This is a genomic window from Ornithinimicrobium carbonis, from assembly GCF_050703245.1.
GTDB lineage: Bacteria > Actinomycetota > Actinomycetes > Actinomycetales > Dermatophilaceae > Ornithinicoccus.
Window position 1 is genome coordinate 3,471,030 of the sequence record NZ_CP192647.1, and the last position, 14,567, is coordinate 3,485,596.

The 14,567-nt window shown below is 71.6% G+C and carries 13 protein-coding genes, 1 pseudogene and 1 riboswitch; of the genes and pseudogenes, 8 read left to right on the plus strand and 6 right to left on the minus strand.

Going from position 1 to position 14,567, the window contains the following annotated elements; all coding sequences use genetic code 11:
• The first annotated feature begins 192 nt into the window (after nucleotides 1-192).
• The 5 genes from ACQ95T_RS17470 (at nucleotide 193) to ACQ95T_RS17490 (ending at nucleotide 5,120) form a co-directional block, all read left to right on the plus strand.
• Nucleotides 193-813: a hypothetical protein gene (locus ACQ95T_RS17470; RefSeq protein ID WP_425942155.1), complete on the plus strand. Its 621-nt coding sequence runs from the start codon at nucleotides 193-195 to the stop codon at nucleotides 811-813.
• Nucleotides 814-866: 53 nt separating this feature from the next.
• Nucleotides 867-2,036 (plus strand): SGNH/GDSL hydrolase family protein, encoded by a 1,170-nt coding sequence (locus tag ACQ95T_RS17475; RefSeq protein ID WP_425942157.1) that lies wholly within the window; start codon nucleotides 867-869, stop codon nucleotides 2,034-2,036.
• 138 nt (nucleotides 2,037-2,174) lie between these two features.
• The gene (locus tag ACQ95T_RS17480; RefSeq protein WP_431473176.1) at nucleotides 2,175-2,642 is read left to right on the plus strand and encodes a protease inhibitor I9 family protein; all 468 of its coding nucleotides are present in this window, start codon (nucleotides 2,175-2,177) and stop codon (nucleotides 2,640-2,642) included.
• Nucleotides 2,639-4,531, plus strand: a complete 1,893-nt coding sequence (locus ACQ95T_RS17485) for a S8 family serine peptidase (protein ID WP_431473177.1) — start codon at nucleotides 2,639-2,641, stop codon at nucleotides 4,529-4,531. Before ACQ95T_RS17480 ends, ACQ95T_RS17485 begins: the two co-directional genes overlap by 4 nt.
• Nucleotides 4,515-5,120: a hypothetical protein gene (locus ACQ95T_RS17490; RefSeq protein WP_431473178.1), complete on the plus strand. Its 606-nt coding sequence runs from the start codon at nucleotides 4,515-4,517 to the stop codon at nucleotides 5,118-5,120. The genes ACQ95T_RS17485 and ACQ95T_RS17490 overlap by 17 nt, the downstream gene beginning before the upstream one ends.
• Before the next feature lie 431 nt (nucleotides 5,121-5,551).
• Here ACQ95T_RS17490 and ACQ95T_RS17495 read toward each other — a convergent pair whose 3' ends face one another.
• A complete protein-coding gene (locus ACQ95T_RS17495; protein ID WP_431473853.1) occupies nucleotides 5,552-6,511 on the minus strand; it encodes an N-acetylmuramoyl-L-alanine amidase in 960 nt (319 codons plus the stop codon).
• Complete coding sequence (locus tag ACQ95T_RS17500) at nucleotides 6,463-7,164, minus strand: hypothetical protein (RefSeq protein ID WP_431473179.1); 702 nt, start codon at nucleotides 7,162-7,164, stop codon at nucleotides 6,463-6,465. Before ACQ95T_RS17500 ends, ACQ95T_RS17495 begins: the two co-directional genes overlap by 49 nt.
• 424 nt (nucleotides 7,165-7,588) lie before the next feature.
• Between ACQ95T_RS17500 and ACQ95T_RS17505 the strand changes: the two genes are divergently transcribed.
• Nucleotides 7,589-8,074 (plus strand): RDD family protein, encoded by a 486-nt coding sequence (locus ACQ95T_RS17505; RefSeq protein WP_431473180.1) that lies wholly within the window; start codon nucleotides 7,589-7,591, stop codon nucleotides 8,072-8,074.
• A 61-nt stretch (nucleotides 8,075-8,135) separates the two neighbouring features.
• On the opposite strand, the gene ACQ95T_RS17510 is transcribed toward ACQ95T_RS17505, so the two are convergent.
• Nucleotides 8,136-9,128, minus strand: a complete 993-nt coding sequence (locus ACQ95T_RS17510; RefSeq protein ID WP_431473181.1) for an ABC transporter ATP-binding protein — start codon at nucleotides 9,126-9,128, stop codon at nucleotides 8,136-8,138.
• Nucleotides 9,129-9,141: 13 nt separating this feature from the next.
• A pseudogene (locus tag ACQ95T_RS17515) lies at nucleotides 9,142-10,888 on the minus strand (ABC transporter permease).
• Nucleotides 10,879-10,985, minus strand: a riboswitch (TPP riboswitch). It overlaps the preceding pseudogene by 10 nt.
• A 394-nt stretch (nucleotides 10,986-11,379) precedes the next feature.
• Here ACQ95T_RS17515 and ACQ95T_RS17520 point away from each other — a divergent pair.
• Together ACQ95T_RS17520 and ACQ95T_RS17525 are read left to right on the plus strand one after the other, a co-directional pair.
• On the plus strand, nucleotides 11,380-11,502 hold the full coding sequence (locus tag ACQ95T_RS17520; protein WP_431473182.1) for a hypothetical protein: 123 nt from the start codon (nucleotides 11,380-11,382) through the stop codon (nucleotides 11,500-11,502).
• Entirely contained in the window at nucleotides 11,502-12,005 is a 504-nt protein-coding gene (locus tag ACQ95T_RS17525) for a sugar transferase (RefSeq protein WP_431473183.1), read from the plus strand. Before ACQ95T_RS17520 ends, ACQ95T_RS17525 begins: the two co-directional genes overlap by 1 nt.
• On the opposite strand, the gene ACQ95T_RS17530 is transcribed toward ACQ95T_RS17525, so the two are convergent.
• Both ACQ95T_RS17530 and ACQ95T_RS17535 read right to left on the minus strand, forming a co-directional pair.
• Nucleotides 11,992-12,195 (minus strand): hypothetical protein, encoded by a 204-nt coding sequence (locus tag ACQ95T_RS17530; RefSeq protein WP_431473184.1) that lies wholly within the window; start codon nucleotides 12,193-12,195, stop codon nucleotides 11,992-11,994. The two genes, ACQ95T_RS17525 and ACQ95T_RS17530, sit on opposite strands and share 14 nt — an antisense overlap.
• A 1,103-nt stretch (nucleotides 12,196-13,298) precedes the next feature.
• Complete coding sequence (locus ACQ95T_RS17535) at nucleotides 13,299-14,558, minus strand: glycosyltransferase (protein WP_431473185.1); 1,260 nt, start codon at nucleotides 14,556-14,558, stop codon at nucleotides 13,299-13,301.
• Nucleotides 14,559-14,567: the final 9 nt, after the last annotated feature.

Consider the following 14,567-nt stretch of genomic DNA (forward strand, 5'->3'; position numbering starts at 1 on the left):
CGCCACCGGCCCTACCTTCCGCCCTACCCTCCCGCCATGGACGACGTCCATCGTCCGGTCCTCGTCACCGGTGCGGCTGGGTCTGGCGCGGCACGGAACGGGACCGGTCGCGCAGGCGTCGCACCCCCAGGAGTGAGATGCTCCGCTCGTCGGCCGTCGGGCCGGCGGGAGCAGACCGGTCGAGGAGGACCCATGCGCAGAGCCGCCACCGGACGGGCTGGCCGTCCGCGCCCCGGCGCGCGGGCGGTGCTGGCCCTCACCGCCGCCGGCGCGCTGCTCCTCGGGGCGTGCGGGGACGCCGACGAGCCGGCCGAGACCGACGGGACGGCGGCGACGGCGCCGGGCCAGGCACCCGCCGACGACGACGCGAGCGCCGAGCCCACCCGGACCGACGAGCCCGCCCCCACGACCGACGACCCCGGCGACGACGCCACCACCACGGAGGACGACATGGACCCAGGCCTGACCCCGATCCCGGTCCCCGGACCCGCGCTGCCGACCGGCCCCGTGCCGGACTCGATCGTCCAGAGCGACGCCGTGCAGGAGGCGATCGCCGCCGAGGCCGCCCGTCGCGGCGTGGAGCCCGAGGACGTCGAGGTCGTGGGGTACGCCGCGGTGACCTGGCCGGACGGCAGCCTGGGGTGCCCCAAGCCGGGGATGATGTACACCCAGGCGCTCGTGCCCGGACGGCAGCTGATCCTGGCGGTCGACGGGCAGACGGCCAGCTACCACGCGTCCAGGGACGGCTCGTTCAGCTACTGCGCCGACCCGTCAGCACCGACCGGCGGGGGCGCGAACCCGACCGACATGTGACCTGAGCCACGTCTCCCCTTGCCGGGAGCGCCGCCGGGTGCCAGCATTCCCCCATGTCAACGACGACACGTGCACTGACGGCCCTCTGCGCGACCGCACTGACCGCCACCCTCGCCGCGAGCCCGACCCAGGCCGCCGGCGAGCACTACGTCGCCCTCGGCGACAGCTTCTCCGCCGGCACCGGGACCCGGGCATCGACGGACGGGTGCTACCGCTCGCCCTACGGCTACCCCGCGCTGCTCGCCTCCAGCCAGCAGCTCACCCTCGACTACCAGGCCTGCTCCGGCGCGACGACCGCCGACGTGCACGCCAACCAGCTGGGCACGCTCACGGACGCGACGGCATACGTGACCATGACGATCGGTGGCAACGACGTCGGGTTCGCCGACGTCATCACCGAGTGCGCCCTGCCGGGGTGGCTGAGCAACTGCTACGGCGAGATCGACCGGTCCCGGAGCATCCTGACCGGGGTGATGCCGGGCCGGTTGGACGCGCTCTACGGCGAGATCCGCGCGGGCGCACCGAGCGCGACGGTCGCGGTGGCCGGCTACCCGTACCTGTTCAACGGCGAGGACTGCAACCTGGCCACCTTCTTCTCCTCCGGCGAGATGCGCGAGCTCAACGCGGGCACCGCCGAGCTCGACACGCTGATCCAGGCCAGGGCGACCGGAGCAGGCTTCACCTACGTCGAGGTGCGCGACGACTTCCTCGGCCACGCCGTCTGCGACGACCCGGAGTGGATCAACGGGCTGAGCAACCCGATCGTGGAGTCCTACCACCCCAACAGGCTGGGCAACGAGGGGTATGCCGTCGCGATCGCCCCCGCGCTCGTCCCCTCGTCCGGTGGCGGGGGCGGGGACGACGGCTCGACCGGTGGTGGCGGGAAGGGCGGCGGCAAGGGTGGTGGCGGCAAGGGCAAGAAGGTGACCAGCGCCGACGCGGACCTGGGCCCGACGGGCAGCACCGAGCGGTCGACGTCGACCGAGCTTCCCGCCCGCGGGACCGACCTGAGCGTGCGTCAGCAGGCCGAGGCCGTCCTGGCGATGGAGATCGACAGCCCCGCCAACCTGCGCCGGGCCGAGGTCCAGGGCGTGGACACCGGCCGCGTCACCCGCGCGGTGGCCAAGCTGCGCAGCCCGAACACCGCGGTCCAGGAGGCCGGCCTGGTGGAGCTGCAGGGGCTGGACGAGGAGTTCGAGGACCGGTCCCACCCCGAAGGGTGACTTGCTGGTAACAATTCGGCAAAGACCGTGTACTTCCGGCGTCGCGGGGCGCAGGATCAGGGCGGATCTGGGAATCAGGCCACACCGTGGTGGCCGCCCAGATCCGTCCCGTCCCTGTGAGAGAGGAACCCCGTGGGTATGACGTCCCCGCGCCGGGGTGCACGCATCGCCGCGTTCGCCACCGCCGCCACCGTCGTCGTCTCGCCGCTCGCCATGTCGGCCACTGCAGCACCAGAACTGCAGCTGGACCAGAGCCGCAAGACGTACATCGTCCAGCTCGATGACGCGCCGATTGCCAGCTACACCGGAGGCGTCGCCGGCATCCCGGCCACCAAGCCCGCCAAGGGCGAGAAGGTGGACACGGAGTCTCGCAATGCACGCGCATACGAGGTCCATCTACGCAACGAGCACGCCAAGGCGTTGCGCCGTGCAGGTCTTCCCACCGAGGCCAAGGTTCACGAATTCACGGTGGCGCTGAACGGCTTCACTGCGGACCTGACTGCAGTCGAGGCGGCAAAGCTCTCCAAGTCCCCCGACGTGGTCCAGGTCTGGGAAGATGAGATCCGGTATGCGGACACCGCCACACCCCCGACTACCTCGGGATGACCGGCGAGGACGGTGTCTGGGCCGAGCAGTTCGGCGGCACGGCAGACGCCGGCAAGGGAGTCGTGGTCGGTGTCATCGACACCGGGATCGACCCGGAGAACCCAAGCTTCGCCCAGACCGACAAGGTGAAGAAGCCCAAGGGGAAGTACAAGTGCGCCACGCCCAGGGACCCCAAGTTCAAGTGCTCTACCAAGATCGTCGGGGCTCGCTACTACGGCACTGACTACGGGAACAACATCGCGTACGACTACGAAAGTCCGCGCGACATGAACGGTCACGGTTCTCACACCGCGGGGACCGCCGCCGGAAACCACGGCGTCCCCATGACGGTGCAGGGCCAGGACATGGGCACCGGCTCCGGGATGGCTCCTGCTGCGCATATCGCGGTCTACAAGGCGCTCTGGCAGACGGAGGACGGCGGTGGATCCGGCACCACGTCCGGCCTGGTCGAAGCCATCGACGACGCCGTCGCTGACGGCGTCGACGTCATCAACTACTCGGTCTCCGGGTCCAGCACCTCGGTCGTCGGCCCGGATGAGATCGCCTTCCTCTTTGCAGCCGACGCCGGAGTATTCGTCTCGACGTCCGCCGGCAACAGCGGTGACAGCGTCGGTGTCTCGTCCGTGGCGCACAACGCCCCATGGACCATGACCGTCGCAGCCAGCACGCACGACCGGGGTGCGTTGAACACTCTCACACTGGGCGACGGTCGTACGTTCGAGGGCGTCGGCTACGGCGGTCCCCTCGACGCCACCGACCTTGTGCTCGCTGCTGATGTGGCGGCCGCTGGTGCGGAAGACCCTGAGCTGTGTCCCACGGGGAGCCTCGACGACGAACTGACGGCTGGCAAGCTGGTCGTGTGCGACCGCGGTGCGTACGCACTCGTCGACAAGGCTGCGGAGGTCAAGAACTCTGGTGGAGCCGGAATGGTGCTCGTCAACCTGCCCGGGGGTGCTGCCAACCAGAACGCCATCATCTATGGCCTGCCCGCCACCCACCTGACGGCGCCGGACGGCGCCGAGGTCAAGGAGTACGCGGCTGGGCAGGCTGGGACCGGGGCGATCTCGGAGACCACCACGGTCCAGGTCGACGCCCCCTCGATGGCGGGCTTCTCCTCCTACGGCCCTGCACTGGCCGGTGGCGGTGACCTGCTCAAGCCGGACATTACAGCCCCTGGTGCCGATGTCCTGGCAGCCGTCGGCGAGAACCCGGAGACGGGAGAGTCGCAGTACGACCTCTTGTCGGGAACGTCGATGTCTGCCCCGCACGTGGCCGGACTCGGTGCGCTGCTCAAGCAGAAGAACCCCATGTGGAGCCCGGCAGCGGTCAAGTCCGCCATGATGACGACTGCTCGTCAGACCACCGACGCCGGCGAGCCCATCATGCGCGGACCGTCCGTCGCGACCCCGTTGAACTACGGTGCCGGTGAGGTGCAGCCGATCGAGTCCTACAACCCGGGCCTGGTCTACGACGCCGGGTGGAACGACTGGCTCGCCTACGCGTGCGGCATCGGTCAGCTCGCAGCCCCGTGTCCGGAGACCCCGGTCGACCCGAGCGACCTGAACTACCCGAGCATCTCGGTCGGAGACCTCGCGGGTTCCCAGACGATCACCCGCACCGTCACCAACGTGGGACAGGGGCCGATGACCTACACCGCACAGGTGGAGGCGCCGGCAGGCACGACGGTCACGGTCGAGCCGAGCACCATCGAGGTGCCGGCCAAGGGTGAGGCCACCTTCGAGGTGACCATCACCCGGACGGATGCCGCGCTCAACACCTACGCATTCGGCGCTCTTACCTGGCAGCCGTCCAGCACCAAGGTCCAGCCGGTCCGAAGCACCAGCACCATCGCGGTCCGTCCGTCCGGTCGCCGTGGCCGCTCCGGGTGAGGTTTACGCGTCCGGCGCCTCCGGTTCTCTCGAGCTGGACATCACCACCGGCTTCAGCGGTGTGATGAACACCGACGTGGACGGCCTCCTGCCGTCAACGGTCCTGCCGCTAGACGTCATCAAGGACGGCACAACAGTCGTCGATGGTGGTGACTTCTTCGAGGTGCCCGCGGGCACGAAGGTCACCCGTCTCTCCACCTTTGCGGACGAGGTGCAAGCCGAAGACATCGACCTCTATCTCGCTCGCCTGACCTCTCGCGGCCTCGTGCTGGTGGATTCCAGTGGCAACTTCGATTCGGGCGAGGAAATCACCGTGGAGAGCCTTGAGCCCGGTACGTACGCGGCCATCGTCGACCTCTACAGTGACGAAGCGTCGGTCACCGCACCGGTGCACATCTGGAATCTGGGTGACGAGGATGAAGCCAACCTCACAGCCTCGCCTGCATCACTGACGGTGACCCAAGGCACCACGGTGACGGTGACCGCCTCGTGGGACGGATTGCTTGGTGGTGAGCGCTACCTCGGTCAGGTCAACTTCCTCGAGGGCACGACGCTCGCGGGCAGCACGCTCGTGACTGTCAACCCCTGAGGATGACCACCGACGATTAGACCGTCGACCCAACGAGGAGGCCCCTCCCGGATCCGTCCGGGAGGGGCCTCCTCCGTGTGGGTCCGGTTGCCCCCGGGTCGAAACGGACATGTCACCGCTGACGCCATCGACGAAGACACACCCTGGCAGAGATGTCCTCATCGGCTGCAGACGTATGCGCCACTGAGGAGACGCCTGGACAGCCCGGCCAACCTGCGCCGTGCCGAGGTTCAGGGCGTGGACACCGGTCGCGTCACCCGCGCGGTGGCCAAGCTGCGCAGCCCGAACGCCGGGGTGTCCAGGAGGCCGGCCTGGTGGAGCTGCAGGGGCTGGACGACGGGTTCGAGGCCGCGCGGACCAGGGGCTGAGATCAGCGTGACCGGTCGTGGTCGTCAGGACGACCACAGCCGGTCGCGCTCCGAGGCCTGCGGCTAATTCACCCGTACGACCGTGATGGTCGTGCCGTTGGAGTCGCCGTCCGGATCGGTGTTGGCGGCCGGCGCATAGTCGAGGCCTGTCGCCATCACGGATTCGACGACGAAGGTGAGGGCGTTGTCCTTCTTACCGGTCGTCGCGGCGACCGTGCACGTCCCGCCGGCGTCCGTGGTGCACGAGTCGGACCCACCGGTCGTGGTCCAGGTGCCCACCACCTCAGCACCGTCGACCGGCCCACCGTTGCCGTCCACGACCGTGACGGTGACATCGGCGCGCCACTGGTTCTTGTCGTCAACGGTCGTCGCGTCGAGGTCCCCGACGTGCACGGTTGTCGCGGGTTCCGGGTCGGTCGGTCCCGGATCGGTCGGATCCGTGGGCTCGGTCGGATCTGTGGGCTCCGTCGGCTCGGTCGGGTCCGTCGGCTCGGTCGGGTCCGTCGGGTCGCCCGGGTCCGTGGGGTCGGTGGGCGCCGGGTCTTCCGGGCCTCCGGCCATCCGCTCCGCCACCGCCGTCCGGATCGCCGGCAGCTGCGCGTAGAGCCGCTCTCCCGGGCAGGCGGTCGCGTTGTAGTCCCGGTGGCCACCGATGGTCTGAACCACCTTCTCCTCGAAGCTGACCGGGTTCAGGTACGTGATCTCCGCCCCAGGACTCAGGTCGTGCCGCACGGACAGGTCGGCCAGCAGGCCCTCGAGGGCGTCGACAGCCGCAGGGGCCGGATCCGCCGCAGAGACAGTCGGCGTCTCCTCGAACGTCCCCAGGAGGGCGACCCCGACGTTTCCGGAATTCCACCCACCCGTGTGAGCACCGGTCACGACGCGGTCCGTGCCCTGCTCGTGGGCGAAGTCATCGCAGGTCGAACTGTCGCCTCCCGACCAGCGGCCCTCGTAGACGGCGCCGCTTTCGCCGATCAGGTACTGGTAGCCGATGTCGCCCCACCCGTGTCCACGGCGTGCCAGCGGTAGATCGCGCGGACTGTCCCCGCCGGGTCCGGGTCGTCGTTGGCGGTCACGGTGTGGTGCACGGTCAGCGCCTGGACGTCCTGGTACTCCGGCGTGTAGCGCTTGTTCCTCCCCGTCGTCCGCCAGCTTTCGTCCGCACCCCACTCGGCCCGCGTCACGCAGTCCGCGGTCGACAGAGCGTCCGCCGCGCCGCCCGGCCGCTCCCCCACCTTCTCCAGCGGGCCGTCCGTGGTGTTGATGGCAACTGCCTTCGCGTCCAGGGCCGCCGCGGGCACACCCCGGACCTGGTATGCCGTCGCGCCGGCTGCGGAGACGAGCGCGCTGGTCCACCGGTCCTCGGCCTGGGCGCCGTCCTCCTGCAGGGGCATCCAGGTACCCCATACCCCGTCGTGGCGGAGGCGGACGGCGGCCTGCGAGGCGGCGTGGCCGTGCTCGTTGTCGTGGCCGTGCGCCCCAGGGGCGTCGTAGAGCACGCCGACGTAGTCGATCGGGAAGTCGGTCTCCACGGGTCCTGCCTGCACGGGCTTCTGGTCGGCCAGCGTGCTGGGGGCCATGACGGCCACCGACGGCTGGATCCAGACCAGCATCGAGGCCAGGACGGCTACCAGGGCGACGTGGACGACGGACCGACGGCTGAACAGTACTGCCATGAAAGCTCCAGGGGGGTGTCGCGAGAGGCTCGGACACCCACCGGTGTCGAGGGCACGACCCTAACCGCAGGCTGTGACGGACGTCTATGGCCCGGCCCGGTGCTGTTGCTCACACCGTAAGCACGGAGCCACCCGGTGTCGCTGCCCAGCTCCTCATGTCCGACACTGGGAGGGCGCCGCTGTCTCGCTCCGACGGCAGCGTGCGCCCAGAGCAGGAGGGACACCATGAGCTGGCCACCCCAGGAGCCGAACGCCCCGCGGCACCCGCAGGACGACGGCCGCGACAAGGAACGCCCCGTCGGACCGTTGGACGACGCGCCGTGGTCGGCCGGCCCCCCCGCCGATCCCCACCTGGTCGCCCCCGGGGGCCGGGGTCCCGGAGACGCACCCGGGATGGACCACCCAGCCGCACGTCGGCCACCCGGTGCAGCCGCATCAGGGGAACGGCCCCGCCCCCTCACCGGCAGGGTCGCGCTACGCCGACTGGGCGGAGCGGCTGGGCGCCGGCCTGGTCGACTCCGGGATCCTCCTGGGCACCCTGGTCGTGCTGGGGACCCTGACGGACTTCTCCGACACGCTCGGCGGTCTCGCGGCCATGCTCTGGATCGGGTTCGCCGGCTACCTCGCCTGGCTCAACGGCAGCAAGGGTCAGTCGCCCGGCAAGGCCGTCATGGGGCTCCGGGTCGTCCGGGACGTCGACGGGACCACGCTCGGCGGCCCGGTAGGACTGGTGCGCTCGGCGATCCTGTGGGTGCTCGGCGGGGTCACCGGTGGGATCTTCTTCGTGCTGGCGGTGCTCTGGCCCCTGCGGGACCGCAAGAACCGCGGGCTGCACGACCTGATGACCAGCTCCTCGGTCGTCGCCGGCTACCCGCGTGCCCGGTTCGGCAAGGACATCTTCCGCCCCTGACGCCCACCGGGCAGGTCGGTGACGCCTGCCTCCGGTCTGCAAGCCCCGCGTCAGCCCCGCATCAGGCCCGTGACGCCCCGCTCAGACCCGCGACCCCTCTCCGGTCCAGCCGCAGCCGTACCGTCTCCCCCGGCTGGTGGTCCGGCTCGTCGGCGAGCGCCGCGACGGTCCCCACGCCGTCGACCTCGACGTCCAGGTGCACCGCGTCCGACACCGTGACCGCCCGCCGCACGACCCCGACGAGCTCGCCGGCGTCCTCGACCCGCAGCGCGCTCGGGCGGAGGGCCACGATTTCATCTCCGGCCCGACCCACGACACGCTCCGCTGCCTCCCCCTCCAGGAACGTCTCGTACCCGATGAACTCCGCGACCTCCCGCGACACCGGCGAGCGCCACACCTCACCGGTCGGCCCCTCCTGGGCGATCTCCCCCTCGAGCATCACCGCCATCCGGTCGGCCACCGTGAACGCCTCGTCGTGGTCGTGCGTGACCATCACCGCCGTCGTCCCGGTCTGCCGCAGGATCTCCCGCAGGTCCCCCGCCAACCGGTCCCGCAGCGACCGGTCCAGCGCCGACAACGGCTCGTCCAGCAGCAGCAGGGCCGGGTCTGCGGCCAACGACCTGGCCAGCGCCACCCGCTGCTGCTGACCCCCGGACAGGGTCGAGGGGCGGCGGTCGGCATACCCCTGCATCCCCACCAGCTCGAGGAGCTCCTCCACGCGCGCCCGGCGCGCCCCGCGCCCGAGCCCCCGCAGGCGCAGCGCGTAGGCGATGTTCTCCCCCACCGACGCGTGGTTGAACAGCTGCCCGTCCTGGAACATCAGCGCGAACCCGCGCTCGTGCGTGGGCACCCCCGCCAGGTCCCGCCCGTCCCAGACGACCGACCCGGCGGTCAGCGGCTCCAGCCCGGCGACGGCCCGCAGCAGCAGCGTCGACTTCCCGCACCCGGACGGGCCGAGCACGGCGAGCACGTCCCCCTCCGCCACGTCGAGCGAGACCGACCGCACCGCCGCCAGTGCCCCGAACCGCACGGTCACGTCCCTCAGCTCCAGCATCGCCTCTCCCATGTCAGAACGTCCCGACCGACCCGACGCGCAGCCGCTCCACGACCGCCATCACCACGACCGTCAACCCCGCCAGCACGACCGACGCGGCGAGCGCCATACCCAGGTTCTCCGCACCCGGTCGCGAGATGAGCTGGTAGATCACCACCGGCACCGTCGGCCGGTCCGGCCGCGCCAGGAACGCCGTCGCCCCGAACTCCCCCAGCGACACCGCGAACGCGAACCCGGTCGCCGCCGCCAGCGGCCTCGCCAGCACCGGCGCCTCGGCCGTCCACGCCGCCCGCCACGGCCCGGCCCCCAGCGCCGCGGCCGCCTCCCGCTGCCGCGGGTCGACCGAGCGCAGCACCGGCGTCAGGGTCCGCACCCACCAGCGGCAGCGCCACCATCGCCTGCGCGATCGGCACGAGCACCGGCGAGGAGCGCAGGTCCAGCGGCGGCCGGTCGAGGGTGATGAGGAAGCCGAAGCCCACGGTCACCGCCGAGATCCCCAGCGGCAGCATGAAGGCCCCGTCCAGCACCGACACCGTCCGCGCCCACCGCGGCGAGCGCGGCCGGCGCGAGACCACGAGCGCGACGACCAGCCCGAGCGTCATGGCGATGACGGTCGCGTCGACGGCGGTGCGCAGCGAGTTCTCCACCGCGTCGACCACGCTGACCCGCAGCACCGGCGTCGAGGCCGGGTCGGTCAGCATCCGGTAGTTCTCCAGCGTCCACCCCCCGCCCCGCCGCAGCGAGCGCACCACGAGCGTGCCGACGGGCACGAGCACGAGCGCCACCGCCAGTCCGGTCACCACCAGCGCGGGTATGTCGTCCGCGCGCGGCCCGCGCGCCGCCGCCTTGGCACCCACCCGCTTCAGCGCCCCCTCGGTGCGCCGCCGGGTCCGTGCCGCCAGCGTCAGCATCGCCACGACGGCCACCAGCTGCAGCACCGACAGCACCGCCGCCCCCTGCAGGTCGAGGAACTGCGTGGTCAGCAGGTAGATCTCGGTCTCGATCGTCCCGTAGCGCAGCCCGCCCAGCGTCAGCACCACCCCGAACGCGGTCGAGCAGAAGAGGAAGACGAGCGTGGCCGCCGAGACGACGGCGGGCGCGAGCGCGGGGAGGGTGACGGTGCGCCATACCTGCCAGGGGGTGGCCCCGAGGGTGGCGGCGGACTCCTCCGCCCGCCGGTCCAGCCCCTCCCACATCCCCCCGACGGTACGCACGACGACGGCCAGGTTGAAGAAGACGAACGCCAGCAGGATCGGCACCCACGTGCCGTCGACGCCGAGGAACCCCAGCGGCCCGCCGCTGGAGAGCAGCGAGCGGAACATCACGCCGACGACCACCGTCGGCAGCACGAACGGCATGATGACGACCGCCCGCAGCAGGCCGCGGCCGGGGAAGCGCAGGCGGTAGAGCACGTACGCCGTCGGCAGCCCCAGCAGCAGCGTCCCCACAGTGCCGGCCGCCGAGCTCCACAGCGTGAACCACAGCACCCGCAGGGTGCGCGCCCGCCCGAGCACGTCGGGCACCCCGGAGAGGTCCAGCCGCCCCTCGGGCAGGAACCCGCGCGCCAGCATCCCGCCGACGGGCAGCAGGAAGAAGACGGCGAGGAAGGCCAGCGGGAGCAGCGCCGCCAGTCCGAGCACCAGGCCCGGCCCGGAGGGGTATGCCGTCCGCCCCCGCCGCGCGGTCCTGCCCCCGGGCGCGGGGCCGGGCGGGGTCGGGAACGGCGACCGGCGCGCCGGTGCGGTGGTGGGCGGAGTCATGGTCGACTTCCTTCGCCGGTGCTGACCGGATCAGGTTCGGAGGGTCTGCGGCTGCGGGCCGCACTCTCAGCGCCGGGGCGCTCCCCTGTCGTGTACGGGTTCGAGCGTAGCGACGGGGTGGAGAGGGGCGCGCGTGGACCTCGCGCTCCTAAAGCGCAGGTCAAAGGGAGGTAAAGACAGAGGAGACCAATCTCACAAAATCTCTATCCAGAGCGGACTCAAAGCGATACGCTCAACCGTCATCGATCGTCCCGTGACGATGAAGGAGTGGGGACAGATGAGGCTGTGCGTGTCGGGGAGTCCACGCCGAGCAGGAGACGGGTTACGCGCCTGGGCCGATCCACCGGATCCTCCATGGCCTGACCGACCAGGGGCCTCACGGCCGGCCTGACAGACAGTCTCGGGGGCTGCAGATCATGGCGACGCCGACGATACGTTCGGCCGTTCAACAGTTCGGACATGCAGGCACGACGCTGCGCGTCCCGTCACGGGTGAGGTTCGTTCCGGCGACCGTCGACACCCGACACCCGCTGGTGGCCTCCCGGACCAAGCGGCTCCTGGACGTCTCGGGGGGTCTGGTCCTGCTCGTGGTCCTCGCGCTGACGCTGCCCTGATGGCCCTGCTGCTCAAGCTGGACAGCCGTGGTCCCGTCTTCCACACCCAGGTCCGGGTCGGCCTGGACGGTCGACCCTTCTCCATCTACAAGCTGCGCTCGATGGTTCCGTGCGCGGAGGAGGACGGTCTGCCCCGCTGGACCTACTGCGGGGACCCGCGGGTCACCCGCCTCGGCCGGCTCCTGCGGGCCAGCCACCTCGACGAGATGCCCCAGGCGATCAACATCCTGCGCGGGGACATGTCGCTGGTCGGTCCCCGTCCGGAACGTCCCGAGCTGGTCGGGCTCCTTACCGCGGAGTTCTCCTCCTTCCCCCAGCGGCACAGCGTCCGGCCCGGGCTGACCGGCCTGGCCCAGGTCCGGCACTGCTACACCACCTCGGTGGCAGACTGGCACCAGAAGCTCGACTACGACCTCGACTACGTCCGCCGGGCCACCTGCCTGACGGACGTGCGGATCCTGCTGGCCACCGTCGTCGAGGTGGTCCGATTCAAGGGGATGTGACGCCGGTGCCCGACCAGATCCCGCGCACGGCCGTCCTCTGGTTGGAGAGCACCGCCCCGGAGCAGCCTGACTGGCCCCCGGAGGTCGACCTGCTGGCCCGGGCGGTCCGCAGCCTGCTGGAGCGGGCGTCCGCGAGCCGCTGGCCGAGCAGGCGCGCGCAGCCGGTGCCGGGGGCGGGTGGGAGCAGCACGGGCGCGTGCTCGCGGACGCGGACGGACTGCACCGGCTGCGGGAGCCCGCACCGTGACGACCGTCGCGATGACCCTGTTCGTCGCCTACCTCACCCTCGGGGAGCGGGTGCACCCGGGTCGGGTCCCCGGGTTCCCGGGGGTGCCGGTGCTGGAGATCGCGTTCGTCGCCGCCGCCTTCCTCGCCTGGATCCAGGCCGGCTCGCCCCGGCCCACCATCCGCGGCGGCTGGGTCGTCAGCGTCGGACCGCTCTTCGTGCTGCTGCTGGTCCTGCCCCTGCTCGGGGTCCTTCTCGGCACCTACGGGATGACCTCGCTCTACTTCTGGATAGTGGTGCTCGTCCCGCTCGCCGTCCTCGCCCTGACGGCCGCGGCCGGAGCCCGGCTGCTGCCGTTCGTGCACGCGGCGATCCTGGTCCAGGGGGGCTACGGGCTGGGGCAGACCCTCTTCCGGGTGGGCATCGTGCCGGACGCGCTGTGGACGCCCCTGCAGGAGTGGGACGCCGCCACGCAGCGCTCGCTGTCGGAGGCCTACGTCATCTACGGGCGCTCCACGGGGCTCTTCATCAACGCCAACGCGTTCGCGCTGTGGTCGGCCGTGGCCCTGGTCCTGTCCTACTTCTACCTGAGCGGCTGGCGGCGGTGGAGCGGTGTCGCCGTAGCGGTCCTGGGCATCGTCGGCAGCCAGTCGCGCACGGGACTGGCCTGTCTGACGGTCCTGCTCCTGCTCTGGGGCGCCCAGGCCCTGCGCGACTCGACCCAGGCCAGCAGGCACGTCCTGCGAGCCGCCGTGCTCGGGCTCCCGCTCCTCGTCGTCGCCTGGGCCATGGGGCTGTTCCAGATGGTGCTCGCGAGCACGCTCGTCGCCCGGCTGACCACGGCGCTCTCCGTCGTCACCGAGGGCGTCGACGCGGACGAGAACCTCCTGGGCCGGGTCGAGGCGTGGCAGCTGGCGCTGAGCTACTCCCCCCTGGACCCCCGGTTCAGCCTGGGCACCCTCGGACCTCCACAGGTCCAGTTCATCAGCTTCATCGACAACCAGTTCGTGGCGTACTACCTGCAGGGAGGGGTGCTGCTGGTCGGGACCTACGTGCTGGCCCTGCTCTCACCGCTCCTCCTGCACCGCCGGGGCGCGCGCAACGTCGTTCCGCTGATCGTGATCAGTGCGGTCGTGACTCTGGCCTCGTTGACCCTGACCCCGATGTACACGCCGCAGGCGATGAGCCTGGTGTGGGTCGTCGCCATGCTGAGCCTGCTCGGTCTCGACCGCGGCGACCAGGCCCTCGTAGGCGGTCCGGAAGCGGTCGACGCCGTAGCGCCGCGCCCGGGCCCACAGAGCCTCGATACCGGGCGGTGACTCGAGGACAGCGTGGACGGCGTCGGCCCAGCGGCCGGCAGCGCCGGTCTCCAGCAGGACCCCGACCCCGCCGGCGAGCAGCTCGGCCGACCCCCGGTTGCGCCGGGAGACGACGGGCGTGCCCGCGGCCAGCGCCTCGAGGACCACCCGCGGCAGCCCCTCGCGGTGGCTGGGGGCCAGCAGCACCGCGGCGTGGGCCATCCACCGGGGGACGTCGTCGGAGCGGTCGACGAGGTGCAGCCACGGACGGGTCCGGGCCAGGTCGGCCACCCCGGCGGTCAGCGGGCCCTCGCCGATGACGACCAGGTCCAGGGCCAGGCCTTGTCGTCGGCACTCGGCGACGGCGTCCACGGCGCACAGCGGGTCCTTGTTGGCGTTCAGGTCCCCGACGAAGAGCGCGTAGGGCCCCTCGGGCAGGCCCGGGGGACGCCCGCCGCCCAGGGCGGCGTCGCGGTACTCCTCGACCGGGACACCGGCGCCCGGCAGGTCCGCCAGGACCCGGGGCCTCAGGGGACGCGGCAGGCGGCGCACGAACGCCTGGTCCGCCGCGCTCACCGTCGCGAGCGCCAGCGTGCGGTGCGCCAGCGCACCCTCGAGGAACCGCACGGCCAGCGCCTTCGCACCCCGCTCACCGGGCTGGAAGTGGAACCCGTGGACGACGTAGACCGTGCGCCGGCGGGCACGAGGCGTCGCCACCACTCGCCACAGGACGGAGATGATCGGCGACTGCACCTGCACCAGGTCCCAGTCCCGCCGGCTCAGCGCCCGCAGGTGCCCGGCCAGCCCGAGCAGGGTGCGGGGGCGCAGGCTCCGCTCGGCCCGGATCTCGTGGAAGGCGCTCCCGGGGTGACCTGCGAGCAGGCGGTCGGTCCACGTGTCGCGGGCGGCCGCGAACGTGATCGTGTACCCCCGGTCGCGGAGCACCCGCCAGGCCTCCGGGCTCTGGCCAGGCTCCTGGAGACGGTGGCGACGGTCAGTGCCTGCCGCGGTGTCTGCCCCATGGGTCATCCTGACACC

Excerpts from the sequence above, each read along its gene's own strand:
- ACQ95T_RS17470 (WP_425942155.1), top strand. The coding sequence starts at position 193 with ATGCGCAGAGCCGCCACCGGACGGGCTGGCCGTCCGCGCCCCGGCGCG.
- ACQ95T_RS17475 (WP_425942157.1), top strand. The coding sequence starts at position 867 with ATGTCAACGACGACACGTGCACTGACGGCCCTCTGCGCGACCGCACTG.
- ACQ95T_RS17480 (WP_431473176.1), top strand. The coding sequence starts at position 2,175 with ATGACGTCCCCGCGCCGGGGTGCACGCATCGCCGCGTTCGCCACCGCC.
- ACQ95T_RS17485 (WP_431473177.1), top strand. The coding sequence starts at position 2,639 with ATGACCGGCGAGGACGGTGTCTGGGCCGAGCAGTTCGGCGGCACGGCA.
- ACQ95T_RS17500 (WP_431473179.1), bottom strand. The coding sequence starts at position 7,164 with ATGGCAGTACTGTTCAGCCGTCGGTCCGTCGTCCACGTCGCCCTGGTA.
- ACQ95T_RS17535 (WP_431473185.1), bottom strand. The coding sequence starts at position 14,558 with ATGACCCATGGGGCAGACACCGCGGCAGGCACTGACCGTCGCCACCGT.
- ACQ95T_RS17525 (WP_431473183.1), top strand. The coding sequence starts at position 11,502 with ATGGCCCTGCTGCTCAAGCTGGACAGCCGTGGTCCCGTCTTCCACACC.
- ACQ95T_RS17510 (WP_431473181.1), bottom strand. The coding sequence starts at position 9,128 with ATGCTGGAGCTGAGGGACGTGACCGTGCGGTTCGGGGCACTGGCGGCG.